The sequence below is a fragment of the Rhodococcus sp. JG-3 genome, assembly GCF_000482405.1.
Classification (GTDB): Bacteria; Actinomycetota; Actinomycetes; order Mycobacteriales; family Mycobacteriaceae; genus Rhodococcoides; species Rhodococcoides fascians.
The window spans coordinates 4875015-4895101 of sequence record NZ_KI519398.1 but is presented as its reverse complement, the minus strand read 5'-3'; the positions used below and the strand labels follow the sequence as shown (position 1 = coordinate 4895101).

The window sequence follows — 20087 nt, the reverse complement described above, 5'->3', positions numbered from 1 at the left end:
TTGACATGCATGACAGAAGCCACTGCATTGGCCGCCGCGGCCGCCAGTTCCGATCCGGGGGAGGGGTTGCGTGCCGTAGCCGCACTTCGCCGTCTACTCGAACGTCTGGAAGCCGTCCAGGTTCGCAATGCGCGGAATCGGGGATGGGCGTGGCAGGCGATAGCGGATTCGCTGGGTGTCAGCAGGCAGGCCGTTCACAAAAAGCACGGCGGAAAGGGAAGGTAGACAACCATGTTCGAGCGATTCACCACTCAGGCCAGGGCGGTCGTCATCAGTGCCCGGCTGCACGCCCGGGCGTTGCACTCGGAGCGGGTCGAACCCATTCATCTGTTCCTCGGTGCGCTCGACAAGGCCGACGAACCGCTCGGGTCTGCGCTGGCCGAGGCGGGGTTCACCCTCGACAACGCGCTCGAGGACGTGCTGTCGAGGGACGCCCGGGCCCTACGGTCCATCGGCATCGACCTTCACGACGCGGTCGACACCGTCGAGACTGCGGTGGGGTTCGGCGACGTCGACCATTCGAACGATTCTCACCTGCCGTTCGCGCCGTCGGCCAAGGAAGCGCTGAAGCTGGCCTTGAAGGAGGCCGTCCGATTGCGGGACAGGGAGATCGGCGTCGAGCACATGCTTCTCGGTGTGATCGCAGGTGCCGATCCATCGTTCACCGAGCTCGTGACTGTTCGCGGAGGCCTGAACGATCTGCGCGACGCCGTCCTGCTGGTTCGCACGTCATAGCTCCGAGCGGGCCCGAACTCTACGATGGGCGCCATGAACTTTCTGATTCGGCTCGTGATCAATGCCGTCGCCATCTGGGTTGCGAAGGAATTCGTCGACGGCATCACCGTGACCAGCTCGGGCCGCGGTGACGGGTGGGACATCGTGGTCCTGCTCGGTATTGCGGCCGTGTTGACGATCGTCAACGCGTTCATCAGGCCGATGGTGAAAATGTTGTCACTGCCGCTGCTGATTCTCACCCTCGGGCTGTTCACTCTCGTCATCAACGCGTTGATGCTGATGTTGACGGGCTGGCTGTCGTCGCAGACCGGTTACGGCCTCGAGATCGTCGGTTTCGCTGCCGCGTTCTGGGGCGCGATCATCATCTCGATCGTGAACTTTCTGCTCGGCGCATTCGTGCCCGAGAAGCGTTAGGCGAACGCCAGCGCCACACCGGTACCGGCACCCCAGACGAGCATTGCCAGTCCCGAATCACGCAGCGCCGGTATCAATTCGAAGCCGTGAGCGCCGCCGCGAACCGGCGAATTGGCGCGCGCAGCGAGAGGTAGCGCGAGCAGGGCAACCAGTGCCCATGGGGTTCGGGCGGTCAGCGCGACGGTCATGGCGAACGGGACGACCAACAGTGCCAGGTGTAGATAGCGCGTGCGGGTATCGCCCAATCGCACTGCGAGCGTGCGCTTTCCGGATTCGGTATCGGTGGGGATGTCCCGAAGATTGTTCGCGACGAGTACGGCACTGGAGAAAGATCCGACGGCTACCGCGGCGAGCACGCCCGCCCAGTCGATCTGCTCGGCCTGCACGTATTGGGTGCCGAGCACGGCGACGAGTCCGAAGAACACGAACACGGCAATCTCGCCGAATCCGCTGTAGCCGTAAGGCTTCGAGCCGCCTGTGTAGTACCAGGCACCGGCTATGCAGATCAGGCCGACGATCACCAACCACCAAGCGCTCGTGGCGGCCAGGACAAGACCTGCGACGGCACCGACCGCGAAGCAGCCGATGGCTGCCCGTTTGACGGCTCCTGCCGAGGCGGCCTTGGAGCCGACGAGTCGGAGTGGGCCGACTCGGTCGTCGTCCGTGCCGCGGATTCCGTCGGAGTAGTCGTTGGCGAAGTTGACGCCCACGATCAGCGCCAACGAGACGATCAGTGCCAGTAGAGCCTTCCACCACACGCCTGCGTCCAGGGACACGGCTGCACCGGTGCCGACGAGGACGGGGGCGATAGCGTTGGGGAGCGTTCGGGGTCGCGCCCCTTCGATCCATTGTGCTGTGGTGGCCATGAGCGACGATCTTTCCGTATCTGCCGGGAGGGTGCGGACGCGGCCGGTCAGAACGGCAGGCGCGGCAGTACCGGCAGCGGGATGACAGGCATTTGGACTCCGGGGATCTGCGGTAGCGGCACCGTCGGAGCGGGCGGCGGTGGCGGCGGGTTGTAGTGCGGTTGATACTGCACGTACGGCACGCTGTCGGCGGCTGGAGGTGGTGCAGCTGACGTCGGCGGCGGGGCCGGGATGTCCGGGGTCGGTGACGGTGTGGCGGTGGTGGTCCGTGCGGCCGAGGGTGTCGTGGTCTGCCGGATGCCCTCGTCCACGCTGGCAGGGGTGCTCAGCGGTTGGTCTTCGCTCTCGGAACTCAGGCCCGAGAACAGTCCGACGGCGGCGATGACGCCCACGATCGGTAGCGCGATCAATCCGAGCCGCGCCAGCGCCGGTCGGTGCGAGACGACCGGTGCAATGCGGTCGACGTCGACGCGTGCAGCGTGCACGGCCGCCCCACCTGCAACGACGAGTTCTGGTTGCTCGGGGACGATGGTCGGCAGCTGCAGAAACCGTTCGAGTGTCGTGCGGACCAGAGGGACATTGCTCGTACCGCCGATGGCGATGACGGCGTCGGGATAGAACTCGGCTTCGAGCCCCAGTTGGCGGACCGTGGTGGCCGCCTGTTCGGTGGCGCGGGCGATCGACAGCTCGAAGATGTGGCGCTCGAGAAGGATATGTTCGCCGTCGGGCGTGCTGGTGGTCTCGTGCGTGGACAGTGCCTCTTTGATGCCACGGCAGAATGCCGTCAGAGCAGTGTCCTCGTCGTGTGTGTGCGGCTCCCGCACGATGCCGAGGCCCAGTATGTGTTCCCGAACCACCGCATCGAACGAGGCTCCGCTGATTGCTGTCGTACGAGTCGAGCCGTAGGAGCGGCCGGATTCGACGTCGACGATGTCTATGTCGACACCGGTCTCGCCTGCGTCGAACAGGGCGATGGTGCGGTGCTGGCTGGCCAGGCCGGGACGGAGGTACTCGAGGGCAGCGTCGGTCTCGTCGATCAGATGTACGTCCGAGACGTATTCCTCGGCCAGAGCCTTCGTGATGCGATCACGCTCGTCGGCGGTCCGGTATGCAATGCCCAGCGATTGGGGCGCGTCCGGGCGGTCGACGATTCCGCGAACGACCCGCGCGACGTCCTCGGGGGAGGGGGAGAGCTGCCAGTCGTCGAAGGGAGCGGCGTCTGTCCACGTGCCGTCTTCGGTCGTCCGAGACGTGCGGATTCCGCACGTTCCCAGGTACACACCTACCGACGAACGCATCTCCAACCGGCCTCTCCTGTACGGCGACGTGGACACTGTACCGTCTCGAGGTTTGATTAGAGGTCCAAAACAATCCGAACGTCAGGTCGAGGGTGTTCGACGGGCGGCCTCCGACCCCAATACGACGGACCTCACGACCGGCGACCCGGTGGTGTCAGAGCGGCAGCGATGTCTCTGTCAGTCCGACCCCGCCGGTGCCTCGCAGTTTGCGGAACCATTCGAGACCGAACGCAGTGGTCAGTTGTTCGATCGGCATTGCGAGAAACGGCCCGAAATCGCCGACCTGCGTTTCGTGCGCTTCCATCGCGGCCCGCTTGGCCGCGATGACGCTCGACACGTCCACGACAGTGGTGATTTCGGTTTCCGGCAGTCCGAACGACTCCATGTCCGGTGGTGACGCCTCTTCGCTCCAGTGGGGATTGGCTTCCATCAACCTGCGCATGTGGTCACGGTTGGTGGTCGTCTCGTACACGTACGGCGTCTCGGCGATCTCGGCGGCGCGCTTGCCGACGACGTGCACCTGAATATGGTCGGGGTGGCCGTATCCACCGTTCGGGTCGTAGATGGTGACGACGTCGGCCTGCTCCTCGCGCAACACGTCGGCCAATCGCCCAGCCGCGGTGTCGACGTCGACATTGCAGAACGCCTCCGGGTTGCCGTTCTCCGGTGTGCCGGCCATTCCGGAATCGGCATAGTGCAGGCGAACGACGCGCGCGACCCCCAGGACGGCAGCCGAACGGTCCAATTCGATGTGTCGGCGCGCGGCCAACGTCTCTCCGTCGGCGAGGATGCCGTCGGGATATTCGCCGACGGCACCGTCGGTGGCCGTCACGAGTACGACGCGGTGGCCGGCGTCGGCCGCGAGCCGCATGACGCCGCCCGTGCCGAACACTTCGTCGTCGGGATGCGCGTGGAAGCAGACCAGAACACTCATGGCGTGAATGCTTGCACGTCGAAGTGGGTGCGGCCCAGTCGGCGGGCCAATACGATCTATGGGTGACCACACGGCGGTCGGCCTCGATACGTTCGTATTGGCGGGATTCGCGAGCGGATCGGTACTGTCGCGCACTACATCCGGTGGGGATCTTCTTCGCTCTGGTGTTCTTCGCGCTGTCGATGACTCCGTCTCTGCTACCTCGTGTGTGGTACCTGCAGGCGGTGGCCACGGGGATCAGCGTCGCGATCGGGTACGGCGTGGGGTGCCTCGTTGCCTGGGTGGTTCAGCTCTGCGGAGTGTCACCGGACTGGTCGGAGCAGTGGCGTCGACGTGGTTGGTGGGCGTTGGCCGCGGCTGCGGTGGTGGTGATTCCGCTGTTCCTGATCTTGGGATCGTGGTGGCAGCAGATCGTGCGCAGGCTGGTCGGTGTGGAGGACCCCGGCCGGCCGCTCTACGTCGCGGTGTTGGTGCTCTCGCTGGTGGTAGCGGTGGCGGTGATTGCTCTCGGCCGCCTACTGCGCAGAGCAACCCGTGCGTTGACGCGATGGGCGAAGCAGTACGTACCGAGGCCGTTGGCGAGGATCGCCAGCGTGATCGTGGTTGCACTGCTGGTGGTGTTCGCCGTCAACGGTGCACTGATTCGGGGAATTGTGGCCGTCGCGGAGAAGTCGGCGTCGACCGCCGACCGCGGCAACCACGAGGGTGTGGAAAAGCCTGATGCAGCAGAACTGTCGGGGTCCGATGCGTCGAACGAGGACTGGGATTCGCTGGGTCAGGAGGGGCGACGCTTCGTGGTCTCCGGGGCATCGCCCGACGAGATCAGTGACTTCACCGGAAGGCCTGCAGTGCAACCGATCCGCGTGTACGCCGGTGTCGAGTCGGCCGAAACGGTCGAGGGTGTGGCAGAGCGGGTGGTGGCCGAACTCGAACGTACCGGCGCATTCTCACGGGCCGTGCTCGGTGTCGCGACCACCACCGGACGTGGCTGGGTCAACGAATCCGTCGCCGGCCCTCTCGAGTATCTGTACGACGGAAATTCGGCGATTGCGTCGATGCAGTACTCGTTCCTGCCGAGCCCGATGGCATTTCTCGCCGATCGGCAGACCCCGCAGGATGCCGGACGAGCCCTGTTCGAGGCGATCTACGCGGTGTGGAGCGAACTCCCGGATGATTCACGACCCAAATTGGTGTTGTTCGGCGAGAGCCTCGGTGCCTACGGCGGGCAGGATGCATTCAGCGGTGCGCAGGACATGATCGCGCGCATCGACGGTGCTCTGTGGGTCGGCAACCCCAATTTCACGCCTCAGTGGGCGCGTATAACGAGCGGACGTGACGCCGGTTCCCGCGAGATCCTGCCTGTCATCGACGGCGGAGAGCACGTGCGATTCGCGAGTTCGTCCGGGGATCTCGACATCGGTGGTCCGTGGGAAGAGCCGCGAATCGTGTACTGGCAGCACGCATCCGACCCGATCGTGTGGTGGTCACCCGATCTGATCCTCGGCAGGCCCGACTGGCTGCGGGAACCCCGCGGCACCGACGTCGATCCGGGAGTGCAGTGGTTCCCGTTCGTGACGTTCTGGCAATTGACCTTCGACCAGGTGTTCTCCACCGACGTCGACGACGGGCACGGCCACAGCTACGGAGCCGACGCAGTGCGCATGTGGGCCGACATCATCGAACCGGCGGGATGGTCCGACGCCGACGTCGAGCGGCTGTACGAGAAAATGGCGGGTTGACATCGGTGCCGGAGAACGACGAGGTCGGCCAGGTGTTGGAGCTGGAGCGGAAGTTGCAACGTGCCGAGACACGGGGTGACAGAAGCAGACTCGTGGCTCTGCTCGCGGACGATTTCGTCGAGATCGGAGCGTCGGGGGTGGTGTGGACCAAGCAGTCGATACTCGAGCTGTTGGGCGGAGAAAGTGCGGCCGACGGCATCATCGAGGTCCACGATCTCTCCGGACGGATACTGGACGTGGGTGTCGTTCTGGTGCAGTGGACGTCACGACGGTCGGGACGTCGAGCCCGTCGATCATCGATCTGGCGACGCACCTCCGATGGATGGGAACTGGTGCATCACCAAGGCACACCTGTGGTCGACGGTCCGCCGGATCGGACGGGGTAGCCGAACCCGGGGACGCAGAGTGGATTTCTGCGTCCCCGGGTTGCAGGGTCAGGCAGTCACGACGACGAATTCGTTGGGCGTGACATCGAGTTGCTTGCTCTCGGTGACGTTTCCGGTGGTGAGGTCGACGGCGTGGATGCTGTTGCCGGCCGGTTCGGTGACGTAGGCGGTGTCACCCGCGATGGAGATGCCGGGGTGGGCGTCCTGGTATTTCGCGGGACCTTCCCAGGCGTCGATGACGGGGTACGAGGCGGTGAATGTCTTTGTCGTCGGATCGAATACGTGGACTGCGCCGTCCGATCCGATGATGTAGGCCAGGTCGCCGGGGCCTCGGGCGACTCCGCGCCAGGTGTACTCGGCACCGTCGGGGAGCTTCACGACGTCGAGGGTCTTGGCCGCGGGGTCGATGACGGTGACCGCGTGCAGGAGTGAGCCCTCTGCGTCCGGGTCGTCCTTGTAGTCTCCCACGATGAGGGGGCTGGTCTCGCTCACGTACGCGTTGCCCGTCCGCCCGTAGGGCTGGTCCGGAGCGTCGAGCTTGGTTATCTGGCCCTTGTCGTAGATCAGAGCGCCGTTCTCGCAACCGAAGACGACGATCTCGCCTTCCGCTGTTCCCTCTCCGTGGACGCCGGGGCACTGATCGTTTTTGGCGACGACCGCTCCCGATGCGTCACGAACCTCGATGCCGGTGCGGCCGTTCGAGTTCCCGACCGTGGTGAGAAACGTGCCGTCTTCGAGGACGATCGAGACGCCGTGGTGCGCGTCGACACCGGGGATGCTCTCGGTCTCCGGAAGCCCGTCTGCGGATTCGAGCGCTGCGGTGTCGAAGATCGTGGTGTCGCTGGTGCCGTCGGCGTACAGGATGGTCTTGCCGCCGTGTCGTACGACGTGACCGGGCTTCTCGGCTTCGAAGACGGTGTCGGTCAGTTGCGGTTGCTCGGTCGTCCCGGCCGCGGTGTCGAGCACACGGAAGCCCTCGCTCGTGGTGACCATGACGTTGCGGTCGTCACCGGCGAGGTTGAGGCGCGTGTACTCCTCGGAGTCGAAATCAGCGACGGTCTCGAACGTGTCGGCGTCGAGCACCCGAAGGCCGCCTTCGTAGGACACTGCGACCCGTGGCCCGGCCGCAATCGCTGTGGATTCGGCGGCGGGGGTGGTGCCGGAGGAGCACGCCGCCAGGGTCGCTACCGCACCGAGGGCGAGCGCGGTGACGCTCGCCCTTCGAAAATCGTTGATACGCATGATTGTTCCTTTTCTGTGTGACGAATCGGTCAGCTGGTGAGTCCATCGGAGATGCGCTCGGTGTTGACGCGCATCATGGTGAGGTAGTCGGGGGCACCGCCGTCGGGTGCGGTGAGGGATTCGGTGAACAGTTCGATCACAGCGACACGAATGTCGGCCTCACTCGCCAAGGCCTGGACGAGACGATCCGGAGAAGACGATTCCGCGAATATCGCGGGAACACCGGTCTTCTCGATGGCTCCGACGAGTTCGGCCAGATCGGAAGCAGACGGTGCCGCCAGGGTGGTGCCGCCGGGAATGGCTGCCCCGATCACCGTGAAATCGAAACGGTCTGCGAGATAACCGAATACATGGTGATTGGTGACGAGTGCGCGGCGCTGATCCGGGATCGCAGCGAAGGTGGCGCTCATGTCGTCGTCGAGCCCCTTCAACTGCAGCCGATAACCTGCTGTGCGGTCGGTGATTTCGGCAGAATCGACACCGTCCAACCCGGCGAGCGCCGGCTCGAGGGCATCGACGACGGCTGTCATGCGCGCGGGATCGGTCCAGAAGTGCGAATCGGGACTGCCTGCGGCGTCCCCTTCCGTGTACTCGAGGACGTCGATGGCGTCGCCCGCGACGAAGGTGGGCACGTTCTCCGCCGTTGCCTCGTCGAGGTGTTGCTGCAGACCTTCCTCGAGGCCGAGACCATTGGAGACGATCAGGTCTGCCGTGCGTAGGCGGGCACCTTCCTGCGCCGAGATCTCGAAGGAATGCGGGTCGGCGTTCGGCTTCATCAGCGTCACCACGTCTGCCTCGTCGCCGACGAGCTGCTGCACGACGTCGCCGAGGATGTTCGTGGACACGATCACCACCGGGCGGTCGTCACCGTCGGCGGAGCAGCCGCTCAGGCACAGTCCGATTGCTGCGGCTATCGCCACTGCCGATGAGAAACGGCCGACGCGTCCGCTCGTCATCGTCCGGTCTCCGCGGTGAAGGCCGGTTCGGTCGCGGTGTCGAAGGTCCGCGCTATGCGGGCACCGTCGGCGTAGTCGATCTCGTACAGCCGTCGTTCGGTCGGGGCGCTGAGATAGGCGCGCTGATCGTCGGCGACGAGGGTCGGGGACGCGCCGGCCTCGAGTGATTCGGCCACCAGCGGTTCGGTTTCGGCCAGGATTGCTCCGTTGTTGCCGTCCAATACCAGGACCCGGCCATCCTCGGTGAGGGCCAGCACGTGCTCGTCCGCATCGTCCACGGCGGTGACGTGTACCAGGGGTGCCGGTGCCGGGAGTAGGGACCACGATCGTTCGCGGGTATCCAGCATCCAAATGCCCTCTGCATAGGCAGAACCTGCGACCGTGGGGCGGCCCTCGCGGTTGTCGAACGACGTCGCTGCCGCGGCGGTGGCGCCGGCCGGGTAGGGGATTCTCTCGACCGCCAATTCGTCACCGGTGGCCGAGGCGAGCAGTGCGCCGTCTGCGCACCCGATCACGGCGCCAACCCTGGTGGTGATCGTGCTGCGGGCCTGCGGGCACGGCTCGACCGGCCCGGTGCGTTCGCCGTCGGCGGTGTACCCGACGACCGAGGTCGACGGTCCGGATCCCTCGGTCACGAGCGCGAAAGTGCCGACGGGAACGACCATTCCGGCACCGGGCGTGGTGACCTTTCGGAATCGTTCCACGACTGTGCCTTTCGACAGGGCCTCGGTGTCGAGCAGCACAGCCTCGCCGGAGTCGGCAAAGAACAGTCCGGTACCTCCCGAAGTCGAAAGGTTGGACGTGGCAACGGTTGCCGTACCTGAGCCGCCGACCGTGCCGAGCAGTCGAGGCTCGCTGCGGTAGTAGTGAAAATGGTCGACGTGGTCCCAGGTCCAGACCCCGCTGTCGACGATCTCGACGCCCGCGTCGGTCTGCACGAACAGGTAGCGGCCGTCGGTGTGTAGAGCCTGCGGGGCTCCGATGGTCCCGAGATCGGTGACGGTGTCGTCGAGCAGATCGAGATGGGACACCCGCCCCGTCGGGTCCACGGACGTGAGCCCGAGCCGCGGTTCGGCGAGTTCGGCGGCACCGGCTATTGCCCCGTGGCCTCCGCCTGTGGGTTCGTCTGTGCGCGGCACGTTCGTCTCCGAGGAACAGGCCGTCGATGCGAGAACGAGGGCACCGACGGCGATTGTGGTGGTCAGGATGCGGGGGCGCACGTGTTCCTTTCGGGTGAAGTGGGGCGAGGACGGATGGCGGTGACGGCACTGCGTATCGCGTACGACAGGCCGGACACCGCGATCGCGGTCGCCGCCACGGAGGCACCGGCGGCGGTGGCCGCGTGCCAGGAGATCAGTAGGCCGCCGAACACGGACAGCACGCCGAGGACGGCCGCCAACAGCATTCGAGTGGGAATGCGGGTGGTCCACTGCCCGGCGGCGACGGCAGGGGCGAGCAACAGTCCGACGACCAGCAGCGAGCCGACGGCTTGGTACGACGCGACGACTGCCAGCGTCACGAGTGCGACGAGAACTGCTTGGGCCGAGCGAGGCCCGAGTCCGAGCACGGAGGCAATTCGGGGGTCCAGCGCAACGGCGACCAGCGGTCGATGAAACAGCGCCGCGACGGCGACTCCGAGTGCGGCCGATCCGGCCAGGAGATAGAGGTCCGTGTGCGAGATGGCAAGAATGTCGCCGAACAGTATGGACGTGGCGTCGGTGGCGAAGCTCCCCGAGTGGGAGATGACGATGACGCCGAGCGCCAACATGGACACGAACAACATCCCGATGCTCGTGTCGTAGGACAGTGTTCCGCGGCGTTGCAGCGCGGTGATCCCGAGGCTCATGGCGACCGCGCTCAGTGCGCCGCCGATCATCACCGGAACTCCGAGAACGGTCGCGAGAGCGACACCGGGCAGCATTCCGTGTGCGAGCGCCTCACCCAGAAATGCCATGCCGCGGATCACCACCCACGTTCCGACCACCCCGCACAGCACGGCGACCAGGGCTCCGCCGAACAGGGCGCGTTGTACGAAACCGAGGGCGAACGGCTCGAACAGCGCGTCGATTGTCTGAAATGGCACATTCGGGAGCCTAATGAGATTGATAACGATATTCAAAATCGTATAGTGGCAATGTGAACACCTCAGCTGTCAGCGCGTCGTCCGAGTTCGCTCGCCTCCGGGGCGTCCGCGTCGAGTTCTCCGGCCACACGGCACTCGCAGGCGTCGATCTGGACCTGTTACCCGGTCGGCTCATGGCCATCGCAGGGCCGAACGGTGCCGGCAAGTCCACGTTGCTCGAGGTGGTCGCCGGCACCCGGCCACTGACGGGCGGGACCCGAAGCGCAACTCGCGCAATTGCATTCGTTCCGCAGCGCGCTGCTGTGCCGGATCGGTTGCCGTTGACCGTATGGGATGTCGTGGCAGTGGGTGCGTGGGGACGCCTCGGCCGGTGGCGTCCGATGAACACCGAGGCTCGGGCATCGGTGCGCGACGCCCTCGAGCGCCTCGACATCGCGGAACTGACCGGCATGCCGTTCGCCGACCTGTCCGGAGGGCAGCGTCAGCGCACCCTACTGGCTCAGGGTGTGGCCCGCCGGGCCGATCTCCTGTTGCTCGACGAACCCACGACAGGTCTCGACGCCGCCAGTGGACAACGGATTCGAGCCGTCATGCGTGAGGAGACGATGCGCGGAGTTGCCGTTGCGTGTGTGTCTCACGATCCCGAGGTGTTGGCCGCGGCCGACGAAGTGGTGCGACTCGAGGACGGTCGAATCGTCTTCTGACGGATACGCGTGTCGGGTGCTCTCACCGCGCCGCCAACGCGGCTCGCAATCCCGCGCGGTCCAGTTTGCCCGGGCCTCGGGTCGGAAGTGCGTCGACGAGGAACAGCTCCCGCGGTGCAGCGGTGGCATCGAGCGACTGCTCTACGTGAGAGCGCAACTCCGTCAACGTCACCGGCGCAGAGGCAACCACTGCTACCACCACTTTCTGGCCGAGGCGCTCATCCGGCAATCCGACGACAGCGCACTCTCGGACAGCGGGATGCGTTGCCAGCGCGGCTTCGACCACCTGCGGTACGACGGTCAAGCCGCCCGTCGAGATGGCCTCGTCGAGTCGACCGGTGATGCTCAGCACCCCGTCGATCATCGTGCCTGCGTCGTCCGTGCGGAACCATCCCGGCTCGGCGAATGCCGGATGGTCCGGTAATCCGCGATAGCCCGAGGCCAGAGTCCGCCCGCCCAGAACCACTCGTCCGTCGTCGATCCGAACGACGGTGCTGTGCAACGGAACTCCGTCGTACACACAGCCGCCCGCGGTTTCGCTCATGCCGTAGGTGCGTACCAATCGAACGCCCGCGGCAATGGCTCTCTCGCGCAACGGAATCGGCGTGGCAGCGCCGCCGAGCAACACGGCGTCCAGCGATGCCAGTGCAGCAGTGGCCTCGGGGTTCTCGAGTGCTTTGACCAACTGGCCGGGCACCAGGGAGGTGTAGCGCAGCGGACCCGACATCCGTCCCACGGCCTCGATCAAGGCGGCCGGGTCGAAGCCGGCAGAGACGTCCATGATCACCGGCGACGTGCCGGCGAGCACGCTGCGCAGCAACACCTGCATCCCGGCGATGTGGTGTGCTGGCAGAGCCAGCAGCCACGAGCCGGGGCCGCCGAGGCGCTCCTCGGTTGCCGTCGCCGACGCGACCAGTGCGGACGCAGACAGCATGGCACCCTTGGGAATTCCCGTCGTCCCGGATGTCGCGACGACCAATGCGACGTCGTCGTCGATGGGGGTTCCGGGGGCCAACGCGTCGTGCAGGCGACGGATCTCGCGTGGATCGTCGGCGGGGACGGGGAGGACGGCCGGGCCGTCGCCGGCCAGCAGACGGCTCAGCCGCGGCAGGATGTCTGCCGCGGCCGAGCCTGCTGGAATGGGAACGCTCTCGAGCACACTGGCGAGATTAGTCCTTGCGCCGGATCGTGAACGGGTCGGCCAGAGGCCAACCCCCGGCGGCGAGGTTCGCGCGCACCCGATTGACGTCCTCTTCTCGGGGCAGCTCGTTGGTGACCTTGGTGATGGTGACGGAAATTCCGGCCTTGTCGGCAGGTAACTGGCCGTCGGCGATGAGGGCATCCATCACCGACTGCACTTCGTCGTCGGACAGTCGCCGATTCAGAAGGGCAAGGAGGGGAACGTAATCCGCTTCGGGTACCCCGTCGGGATACCCGCCGCGGAGCCACTCGACGATCGAGTGGAGGAACGACGGGACCGCCATGGTCTTACAGGGCAGCCGGATCCGCGAGCGGCCAGCCACCGGCGGCCAGTCGTGCCGAGACACGGGAGATGTCCTCGGCCGTCGGCTCGGCGTCGATCTGGTCGCGGATGTACGTCGCGATCTCCTCGGTCGAAATGGCACCGTCGTCGAGTGCGCCGGTGGCGGGAGAGACGAGTTCGAGAACGATCTCTTGCACCTGAGCGTCGGTGAGTGCGGCGCGGCGCAGAAGGGCGACGAGCGGGAATCGGTCCTTGGGCGGAACGCCCTCGGGGTATCCGGCTCGGAGCCATTCGAGCACCGAGGCCGGGAATGCGGTCTTGGTGGAGTCGGTCATGAGAGCTGTACCCCTTCTCGGGTGTGTCAGAAGACGGAGATGCCGAATGTGCTGTCGAGGAAGTTCTTCATGATGAAGAGAATTCCGGCCACGATGGCGACGACGACCACTGCGAAACAGAGGACGGCCGCGGCGGTGGCGACTGCGGGTCGGGCCACGCGTGTGGTGCCCGAGGCAGTGGCCTCGTCCGAGGGCTCACCGACCGAGAGTGCCTTGAGTCCGAAAGCGAAGATCGCGGGCAGTCCGGCACCGAGCAGCAGGCCGACGAGAACGACCTGCCAGAGCGAATCGAGTGTGTGCTTGAGGGTTTCCATGATGTTCAGACCTTCGCGGGGGAGTCGGTTTCGGCGGCGGCAGGAACGAGTCCGCCGTCCCATTCGGCGTTCACGTTGTCCGGATCGACGGGTTCGCGGCGCGAGCGGATGTACATGACGGTGGCCAGGCCGACGAGGATGGCGAAGACCACGAGGATGCCGGGCAGACCGCCGATCGTGTGGGCGAGCAGCCAGCATGCGGCGCCGACCACGCCGGCGAGCGGCAAGGTGATGACCCAGGCGACGGCCATGCGTCCTGCGACGTTCCAGCGCACGGCGGCACCGGGCTTTCCGAGTCCCGATCCGAGGATCGAGCCGGTCGCGACCTGCGTGGTCGAGAGCGGGAGGCCGAGGTGGCTCGACGTCAGAATGATTGCGGCAGAAGAGGACTCGGCTGCCATGCCCTGCGGGGATGCGATCTCCACGAGGCCCTTACCGAGGGTGCGGATGACGCGCCAGCCGCCGAGGTAGGTGCCCAACGCGATGGCGAGGGCGCACGTGACCTTGACCCACAGGGGCATCTCGGCGTCCGGCGAGACAGTCCCGTAGGCGACGAGCGCCAGGAAGATCACGCCCATCGTCTTCTGGGCGTCGTTGGTGCCGTGGGCGAGCGAGACGAGTGAGGCCGAACCGATCTGGCCCCACCGGAATCCGCGCTCCTTGGACTTCTCGGGAACTGCGTTGGTGATGCGGTAGATGATCCAGGTACCGACGGTGGCGACGAGGCCGGCGACGATGGGGGCCAGCACGGCGGGCAACACGATCTTGCTCCACACCCCGTCCCACACGACGCCGCTGGTTCCCAGGCCCGCCATGGTGGCACCGATGAGGCCGCCGAACAGTGCGTGCGAGCTGCTCGACGGGATGCCGAGCAGCCAGGTGGCGAGGTTCCACAGGATGCCGCCGACGAGGCCGGCGAAGATGATGGTCAGCAGGGCCTGGCCGCCGGTGTCGCCGAGATTGACGATCCCCTTCGCGACGGTGGCTGCGACCTCTACGGACAGGAAGGCGCCGACCAGGTTGAGGACGGCAGACAGGGTGACCGCGACCTTGGGCTTCAATGCCCCCGTTGCGATCGACGTCGCCATGGCGTTGGCGGTGTCGTGGAAACCGTTGGTGAAGTCGAAGGCCAGGGCCGTCACGACCACCACGAGAAGTACGAGAAATTCAGCGCTCACGGTGGAAAGTGTGGGACACGAACGGCCATTCGCGGAAATTTCTTGCGAAGTGTTCTTCTCGGGTGCCGCGAAGTCGTCTCCAGTTCACCTCCAGTTCACCTTTTTGCCTTATATGTCCACTTCGTCTGTGGCGTAGCGCACGACGGTGGTCTCCTCCGGTCGAAGCATTGTGGAACAGTGGACGACGTGAAGGGATCCGGTATGGATGATGCGGTGTCGGCCGCCCTGTCGTACTTCGATTCCGTCGATCCGGCTCTTGCCGCCGACGCCCGGCTCGGGTGGGACGGACTGGCCGCGGTGTCGCCGCCTGCGGGGCCGACACAGCATTCCGTACAGACATTTCTGTGGATCTATCTGCGCCACGCGGCCGAGGGCCCCGATCGGGCCGTCGACATCGCCCGAGCGCTCGGGGATCTGCTCGAGCGGCTGGGACGCGTCGCGTATGCGGAGATCGCACGCAGCGGCGTGACGGACGAGCTCGTACGTGCCACCGACGATGCGATCTGGCTGCAGCAGTATCGCGCCGCCACCGAGCAATCCGGTATCGGAGCAGTCGACACCGAGTTGGTGACGTGGCAGGACGCTCCGACCGGGGTCGAGCGGGCCATCGTCGAAAAGATCGGTGAGACACTCGAAGTGGCGACCATTGCCGGTGAGTTCGAGCCGTCGAAGCCCGGTGGCAGGCCGCTGGGAGTCACCGCACGGGCGACGCGTCGCCGCGGCGTGACCGACGCGGTGCTGACCTCGGATCAGGGCAAGAACGGCACCGACGACGTTCTGCTCGAACAACTTCTCGACCACCGCATCGAACTGTGGAGCAGTTACAGCGCTCCACGCGCCGAGCTCTACCTGGGCTTGCGCGAGGCGCTGCACGAGGCAGTCGAGCCGGTGTACGGGTGCGTGCGCAGACTCGAGAGCTTCATCGGGTGCATCGGCGACGGCGTGGCGCTGACCGATGCCGGGTATCTGCCGGACGATCTGGTGGCGCGGATCGCTCGCACCGTCTTTCCGGTAGCCGAGCGTCCGCAGTTCGTCGGACGCGAACTCGATACCGACAAGGTTCTCGCTCTCCGGCGCCTGGTGATGCGACTTCGGTTGATGCGTCGATCCGCAGGCAGGCTGGTTCCGACGACGCGCACCCGGCAGCTGAGCTCGGACGGATTGTGGCGCGTGCTCACCGGGGGAATAGTCGGCAGTGACTACCACCCCGACTCGATCGCGGCGGAGGTTCTCCTGGCCCGGATGATCCTGGGCAACGACATCGCCGACGCGCAGGCGACGGCCGACGATTCGGCTCGACTGTTGCGTGCGGAGGGATGGACCCATGCGGGGGAGGAGCCGGAGTCGGAGCACGCCGAGACTCTGGCGGACACGTTGATCGCAGAACTCGACGCTCTCGGAGCGTTCCGCTCGGCCGACAACCGCGTCGCAACCGACGAAGGCGCACGGGTGGCTGCGGCTGTGTTGCGTCATCGGCTCCTGCACACACGCTTCCCGGCATTGTGACGAGCTCGAGATGGGGTTTGCCTGCGGTCTGCCGTTCGTGCACGGTTAAACTCGGTTCCACCCGGGTCGAGAGCGTGCCCGGATGTCGGCTGCGAGGAGATGCTGGTGGACGGTGAGGTGCACGACACCGCACGCTCCCAGTCCCGGCGGCAGAGCGACTCGGCTCGCCGCTACCTCGATCTGGAAGCAACCACACCCGCGTTGCGCTCCACCGTCGAATTCGCGGCACGCAGTGTCGGATTCGCCATCGCCCAGCTGAACGTGTTGGACGAGGACACCCAGTACACATTGGTCAACATCGGTGGTCCACCGATGTCCACCGTGGTGCGGGCCGACACCCTGTGTGACGACGTGGTGCGCACGGGAGTGCCTGCGGTCGTCGCCCACGGCCGGGTCGATGCCACCACCCGGCAACGCGCGCTGCTCGACGAGAACGGCATCGAGTCCTATGCCTCGGTTCCGCTTCGCGGACGAGAAGGTCTGGTGATCGGCACTCTGTGCTTGCTCGACCGCACCTCGAGGCCCCTCTCCAACGACCAGATGCAGGAGCTCGAACAGTTCGCGTCCGTCCTCGAAGAGCAGCTCGATCTGCATCGGCGGGTCGGCTCGGGATCCACCCGACTCGGCAGCGACAACGACATCGCCGACTCCCTCGCCGACGGTCACATCGTCCCGTGGTTCCAGTCGATCGTGGACCTACGGACAGAGGAGATAGTCGGCTTCGAGGCATTGGCGCGCTGGCACCATCCCACTCGGGGTCTGGTGGTGCCCGCGGACTTCGTGCCGTTCGCCGAGGCGAGTGAACTGATCATCGACGTGGATCTGAGCGTGCTCGCGCAGGCAGCCGCGGAGATGAAGAAGTGGCACGTACACCGACCGGACCTGCGGCTGACCGTCAACATTTCCGGACGTCATCTGGCGCATCCGGACGGCGTCGGCCAACTCGAACGCGCGATCGCGTCGACCGAGGTGTCCCCGAAATCCATTTCGCTCGAACTCACCGAGACCTCGTCGGTGACGCCAGGGCCGTTGCTGCGCAAGCACATCGACGACGTGCACCGGCTGGGTTTCCGCGTCCTGCTCGACGACTTCGGCTCCGGCTGGTCGTCTCTCGAACGCTTGGTGACGTTGCAACCGGACGGCATCAAGATCGACGGACATCTGACGCGGTTCATCGACACCGTGGCCGGTCGGGCGATGATCAAGTCGTTGGCCTCGGTCGCCAAGGATTTGGAGCTGACGATGATCGTCGAGGGGATCGAAAGTCGAGCTCAGGCCGACGCCGCTCTCGATCTCGGATGCACTCTGGCGCAGGGATATCTGTGGTCGAGGCCGCAATCGGCGTCGGCGGTACTGCGAACCGTCTCGGGTGGCTAGCGAGTATCCCGGCGGAGTGGGTGGTCCTGCGGAATCTGCACCAGCACGATGGGGATTCCGTCGGGATCCTCGATCCACATCTCGATGAGCCCCCAGGGTTCGGTGGTCGCCGCCCGCACGATCGCAATGCCGGCCTGCTCCAATTCCGCTGTGGCAGAATCGATGTCGCGAACCTGCAGCCACAGTGCCCCGGAGAACGATCCCGGCTCCTCGGTGCCGCCGTGCGCTGCGATCTCGATCAACCCTTGGCCTGCGAACAACACCGTGCCGCCGGGATATTCACGGCACACCGCAAGAGACAGGCCGTCTCGATAGAACTCGAGGGTCTTCCGGTAGTCGACCGGGCGCAGGATGGTACGTGCAGCGAGGATGTCCACCACGCATGGATATCACGCAACCGACCATCACTGCCGCAGGATGGTCACAGCGAGAGTGGAGCCTGCGGAACGACCCGGATCAGTGGCGTCACAGCACCGTCGTGACGATCCGGTTTCCGCCGGCTGCCTTGGCCTCGTACATCATCGAGTCCGCCACCCGCATCGCCCGCGTCACGAGGTCGAGGTTCTGCTCCCACAGGGGTGAACTCGCGTGCAGGATGGCTGCCCCCACACTGACCGTCACGGCGACGCCGTCGTCGGGATCGCGCATGGCTCGTCGAACACCGTGGATCAACGCATCGATGTGCAGGCGCGACGTCGAGACCACGGCGAGGTATTCCTCGCCGCCGGTGCGCGCGATCACGCCGTATCTACCCATGTGTACGCCCAGACGCTCGGCGACGCGAACGATGACGGCGTCTCCCTCCTCGTGCCCGTAGTCGTCGTTGACGGCTTTGAAGCGATCGATGTCCACCACCACGACGGCCGAGCAGCGATCCTCCTCGCGGCCGAGCAACCAGACATCGTGGATCACCGATTCGAGTCCGCGCCGATTCAGCAACCCGGTGAGCGGGTCGAGCAACGAACTACGGGCGTCGTCGGTCAACACGGTGACCAACAGATGCGAGGTGAGCGGCACCCCGGCGATCGCGAGCAACACCACGTCGGTCCGGAAGATCAGTGACGCGACGTCCACGTCGCCGGTGCGGTATGTCGCCGCCGCGGCAGCGACGGTGCACGCCACCGAGAAGATCAGGTGAGCCACCAGCCACCGTGGGCTGACGAAGAACGTGCAGAAGGTGCCGATGACGGCGAACAGCGCGCACGTCAGGATCGCGTCGGCGATCGGGTTGACGAGGATCGACGACGCGGTGCCCAGATCGGCGAACACCGCGAATGCCACCACCCCGAGGCGACCCGGGAACGGCTTGGCGATCCACGCGGCCGCGACCGCCACCGCCATGACGACCAGGAATGCCTTCCAGCCGATTGCCGCGGCGTTCCGCGTGGCACCGTCGGAGAAGAGGGCCACCACCGCCAGAGCGCCGTAGTTCAGCGTCAGGATCGCCATCACCCATCGGATGAGCTTTCCGGTGGGCCGCGAGTTCTGGAAGTCCGCCATCCAGCGGTAGTCGTACGGCTGCGTGAACCAGGCCCACAGAGCACCCGCGGCAGTACCGCGATCGCGGTGATGTGAGTTCGGGGTCACGAAGCGTCAGAAATATCGAGGAAACGGCGACCAGTCGGGCTCGCGCTTCTCCAGGAACGCATCGCGTCCCTCGACGGCCTCGTCGGTCATGTATGCCAGCCGGGTGGCTTCACCGGCGAACAACTGCTGGCCGACGAGACCGTCGTCCTGCAGGTTGAACGCGTACTTGAGCATCCGCTGCGCCTGCGGCGACTTGGCGTTGATCTTCGCGGCCCACTCGATGGCGGTGTTCTCGAGTTCGGCGTGATCGACCACCTTGTTCACCGCGCCCATGCGGTGCATTTCCTCGGCCGAGTACGTCTCGCCGAGGAAGAAGATTTCTCGGGCGAACTTCTGCCCGACCATCTTGGCCAGGTACGCACTGCCGTAACCACCGTCGAAGCTGCCCACGTCGGCGTCGGTCTGCTTGAAGCGAGCGTGCTCGCGGCTCGCGAGCGTCAGATCGCACACCACGTGCAAGCTGTGCCCGCCACCCGCTGCCCACCCGTTGACGAGGCAGATGACGACCTTGGGCATGAAGCGGATCAGCCGCTGCACCTCGAGAATGTGCAGTCGGCCCGCGCGAGCCTTGTCGACCGTCTCGGCCGTTTCACCGTCCGCATACTGGTAGCCACTTCGTCCGCGAATGCGCTGATCGCCGCCGGAACAGAACGCCCAGCCGCCGTCCTTGCTGCTCGGCCCGTTGCCGGTGAGCAGCACCGTTCCCACGTCCGAACTCACGCGAGCGTGTTCGAGCGCGCGGTACAGCTCGTCGACGGTGTGCGGCCGAAAAGCGTTGCGAATCTCGGGACGATCGAACGCCACCCGCACGGTCGCGTCGGACACGTGGCGGTGATAGGTGATGTCGGTCAGATCTTCGAAGCCGGGAACGGGACGCCACAGTGCGGGAGTGAAGGTCACGTGGGCCAGCTTAACGGTGGCGAGGGCTGAATCCGCTGCGGCCGGGCGAT

The 20087-nt window shown here is 65.8% G+C and carries 23 protein-coding genes; 8 read left to right on the top strand and 15 right to left on the bottom strand.

The genetic code is table 11. The features are described from left to right. Positions 1-9: 9 nt before the first annotated feature. From K414_RS28735 to K414_RS0124420, 3 genes are read left to right on the top strand one after another with little or no spacing between them, the layout of a single operon-like run. Positions 10-225 carry a helix-turn-helix domain-containing protein gene (locus K414_RS28735; protein ID WP_081701665.1) on the top strand — a complete coding sequence of 72 codons (216 nt, stop codon included), beginning with the start codon at positions 10-12 and terminating at the stop codon, positions 223-225. A 6-nt stretch (positions 226-231) separates the two neighbouring features. Further along, the gene (locus K414_RS27905) at positions 232-735 is read left to right on the top strand and encodes a Clp protease N-terminal domain-containing protein (protein ID WP_051365269.1); all 504 of its coding nucleotides are present in this window, start codon (positions 232-234) and stop codon (positions 733-735) included. A gap of 33 nt (positions 736-768) precedes the next feature. Next, positions 769-1149: a phage holin family protein gene (locus K414_RS0124420; protein WP_027498318.1), complete on the top strand. Its 381-nt coding sequence runs from the start codon at positions 769-771 to the stop codon at positions 1147-1149. On the opposite strand, the gene K414_RS0124415 is transcribed toward K414_RS0124420, so the two are convergent. From K414_RS0124415 to K414_RS0124405, 3 genes are all read right to left on the bottom strand, one after another. Next, the gene (locus K414_RS0124415; RefSeq protein WP_027498317.1) at positions 1146-2015 is read right to left on the bottom strand and encodes a 1,4-dihydroxy-2-naphthoate polyprenyltransferase; all 870 of its coding nucleotides are present in this window, start codon (positions 2013-2015) and stop codon (positions 1146-1148) included. The two genes, K414_RS0124420 and K414_RS0124415, sit on opposite strands and share 4 nt — an antisense overlap. A 47-nt stretch (positions 2016-2062) precedes the next feature. Further along, entirely contained in the window at positions 2063-3313 is a 1251-nt protein-coding gene (locus K414_RS0124410) for an Hsp70 family protein (protein ID WP_037219544.1), read from the bottom strand. 154 nt (positions 3314-3467) lie between these two features. Beyond that, positions 3468-4247 (bottom strand): PIG-L family deacetylase, encoded by a 780-nt coding sequence (locus K414_RS0124405; RefSeq protein ID WP_027498315.1) that lies wholly within the window; start codon positions 4245-4247, stop codon positions 3468-3470. Positions 4248-4429: 182 nt separating this feature from the next. On the opposite strand from K414_RS0124405, the gene K414_RS0124400 reads away from it, so the two are divergent. Both K414_RS0124400 and K414_RS0124395 read left to right on the top strand, forming a co-directional pair. After that, positions 4430-5986, top strand: a complete 1557-nt coding sequence (locus K414_RS0124400) for an alpha/beta hydrolase (RefSeq protein ID WP_027498314.1) — start codon at positions 4430-4432, stop codon at positions 5984-5986. A gap of 5 nt (positions 5987-5991) precedes the next feature. After that, a complete protein-coding gene (locus K414_RS0124395) occupies positions 5992-6372 on the top strand; it encodes a nuclear transport factor 2 family protein (protein ID WP_027498313.1) in 381 nt (126 codons plus the stop codon). 48 nt (positions 6373-6420) lie between these two features. On the opposite strand, the gene aztD is transcribed toward K414_RS0124395, so the two are convergent. The 4 genes from aztD to aztB are packed head-to-tail and all read right to left on the bottom strand — an operon-like array spanning position 6421 to position 10653. Then, complete coding sequence (aztD, locus tag K414_RS0124390) at positions 6421-7614, bottom strand: zinc metallochaperone AztD (protein ID WP_027498312.1); 1194 nt, start codon at positions 7612-7614, stop codon at positions 6421-6423. 29 nt (positions 7615-7643) lie between these two features. Beyond that, on the bottom strand, positions 7644-8570 hold the full coding sequence (gene aztC / locus K414_RS0124385; RefSeq protein ID WP_032381266.1) for a zinc ABC transporter substrate-binding protein AztC: 927 nt from the start codon (positions 8568-8570) through the stop codon (positions 7644-7646). After that, positions 8567-9790, bottom strand: coding sequence for a hypothetical protein (locus K414_RS0124380; protein ID WP_027498310.1), 1224 nt, complete (start codon positions 9788-9790; stop codon positions 8567-8569). The genes aztC and K414_RS0124380 overlap by 4 nt, the downstream gene beginning before the upstream one ends. After that, complete coding sequence (aztB, locus tag K414_RS0124375; protein ID WP_202595083.1) at positions 9772-10653, bottom strand: zinc ABC transporter permease AztB; 882 nt, start codon at positions 10651-10653, stop codon at positions 9772-9774. Before aztB ends, K414_RS0124380 begins: the two co-directional genes overlap by 19 nt. A 53-nt stretch (positions 10654-10706) precedes the next feature. Here aztB and aztA point away from each other — a divergent pair, with 53 nt between their 5' ends. Further along, positions 10707-11357, top strand: coding sequence for a zinc ABC transporter ATP-binding protein AztA (gene aztA, locus K414_RS27900; protein WP_037219540.1), 651 nt, complete (start codon positions 10707-10709; stop codon positions 11355-11357). 22 nt (positions 11358-11379) lie between these two features. On the opposite strand, the gene menE is transcribed toward aztA, so the two are convergent. The 5 genes from menE to K414_RS0124345 are packed head-to-tail and all read right to left on the bottom strand — an operon-like array spanning position 11380 to position 14667. Then, a complete protein-coding gene (gene menE, locus K414_RS0124365) occupies positions 11380-12516 on the bottom strand; it encodes an o-succinylbenzoate--CoA ligase (RefSeq protein ID WP_027498308.1) in 1137 nt (378 codons plus the stop codon). Positions 12517-12526: 10 nt separating this feature from the next. After that, complete coding sequence (locus K414_RS0124360; protein WP_027498307.1) at positions 12527-12841, bottom strand: DUF3349 domain-containing protein; 315 nt, start codon at positions 12839-12841, stop codon at positions 12527-12529. A 4-nt stretch (positions 12842-12845) separates the two neighbouring features. Beyond that, on the bottom strand, positions 12846-13175 hold the full coding sequence (locus K414_RS0124355) for a DUF3349 domain-containing protein (RefSeq protein ID WP_027498306.1): 330 nt from the start codon (positions 13173-13175) through the stop codon (positions 12846-12848). A gap of 26 nt (positions 13176-13201) precedes the next feature. After that, entirely contained in the window at positions 13202-13489 is a 288-nt protein-coding gene (locus tag K414_RS0124350; RefSeq protein WP_027498305.1) for a hypothetical protein, read from the bottom strand. Positions 13490-13494: 5 nt separating this feature from the next. Next, complete coding sequence (locus K414_RS0124345; protein WP_027498304.1) at positions 13495-14667, bottom strand: inorganic phosphate transporter; 1173 nt, start codon at positions 14665-14667, stop codon at positions 13495-13497. Between the two features lie 177 nt (positions 14668-14844). Between K414_RS0124345 and K414_RS0124340 the strand changes: the two genes are divergently transcribed. Together K414_RS0124340 and K414_RS0124335 are read left to right on the top strand one after the other, a co-directional pair. Then, on the top strand, positions 14845-16173 hold the full coding sequence (locus tag K414_RS0124340; RefSeq protein WP_230591124.1) for a hypothetical protein: 1329 nt from the start codon (positions 14845-14847) through the stop codon (positions 16171-16173). Positions 16174-16278: 105 nt separating this feature from the next. After that, a complete protein-coding gene (locus K414_RS0124335; RefSeq protein WP_027498302.1) occupies positions 16279-17550 on the top strand; it encodes an EAL domain-containing protein in 1272 nt (423 codons plus the stop codon). Here the strand turns inward: K414_RS0124335 and K414_RS0124330 are convergent. The 3 genes from K414_RS0124330 to K414_RS0124320 all read right to left on the bottom strand — a co-directional run bounded on the left by K414_RS0124330 (position 17547) and on the right by K414_RS0124320 (position 20037). Then, positions 17547-17927, bottom strand: a complete 381-nt coding sequence (locus tag K414_RS0124330) for a VOC family protein (RefSeq protein WP_027498301.1) — start codon at positions 17925-17927, stop codon at positions 17547-17549. The two genes, K414_RS0124335 and K414_RS0124330, sit on opposite strands and share 4 nt — an antisense overlap. 88 nt (positions 17928-18015) lie before the next feature. Beyond that, positions 18016-19137 carry a GGDEF domain-containing protein gene (locus K414_RS0124325; protein ID WP_230592923.1) on the bottom strand — a complete coding sequence of 374 codons (1122 nt, stop codon included), beginning with the start codon at positions 19135-19137 and terminating at the stop codon, positions 18016-18018. Between the two features lie 6 nt (positions 19138-19143). After that, on the bottom strand, positions 19144-20037 hold the full coding sequence (locus tag K414_RS0124320; RefSeq protein ID WP_027498299.1) for a 1,4-dihydroxy-2-naphthoyl-CoA synthase: 894 nt from the start codon (positions 20035-20037) through the stop codon (positions 19144-19146). Positions 20038-20087: the final 50 nt, after the last annotated feature.

What these genes read in the sequence shown, in the direction of transcription:
- aztD (WP_027498312.1), bottom strand. Translation starts at nt 7,614, where the DNA reads ATGCGTATCAACGATTTTCGAAGGGCGAGCGTCACCGCGCTCGCCCTC.
- K414_RS28735 (WP_081701665.1), top strand. Translation starts at nt 10, where the DNA reads ATGACAGAAGCCACTGCATTGGCCGCCGCGGCCGCCAGTTCCGATCCG.
- K414_RS0124410 (WP_037219544.1), bottom strand. Translation starts at nt 3,313, where the DNA reads ATGCGTTCGTCGGTAGGTGTGTACCTGGGAACGTGCGGAATCCGCACG.
- aztC (WP_032381266.1), bottom strand. Translation starts at nt 8,570, where the DNA reads ATGACGAGCGGACGCGTCGGCCGTTTCTCATCGGCAGTGGCGATAGCC.
- K414_RS0124420 (WP_027498318.1), top strand. Translation starts at nt 769, where the DNA reads ATGAACTTTCTGATTCGGCTCGTGATCAATGCCGTCGCCATCTGGGTT.
- K414_RS0124400 (WP_027498314.1), top strand. Translation starts at nt 4,430, where the DNA reads ATGACTCCGTCTCTGCTACCTCGTGTGTGGTACCTGCAGGCGGTGGCC.
- K414_RS0124415 (WP_027498317.1), bottom strand. Translation starts at nt 2,015, where the DNA reads ATGGCCACCACAGCACAATGGATCGAAGGGGCGCGACCCCGAACGCTC.
- K414_RS27905 (WP_051365269.1), top strand. Translation starts at nt 232, where the DNA reads ATGTTCGAGCGATTCACCACTCAGGCCAGGGCGGTCGTCATCAGTGCC.
- K414_RS0124350 (WP_027498305.1), bottom strand. Translation starts at nt 13,489, where the DNA reads ATGGAAACCCTCAAGCACACACTCGATTCGCTCTGGCAGGTCGTTCTC.
- K414_RS0124405 (WP_027498315.1), bottom strand. Translation starts at nt 4,247, where the DNA reads ATGAGTGTTCTGGTCTGCTTCCACGCGCATCCCGACGACGAAGTGTTC.
- K414_RS0124355 (WP_027498306.1), bottom strand. Translation starts at nt 13,175, where the DNA reads ATGACCGACTCCACCAAGACCGCATTCCCGGCCTCGGTGCTCGAATGG.
- K414_RS0124360 (WP_027498307.1), bottom strand. Translation starts at nt 12,841, where the DNA reads ATGGCGGTCCCGTCGTTCCTCCACTCGATCGTCGAGTGGCTCCGCGGC.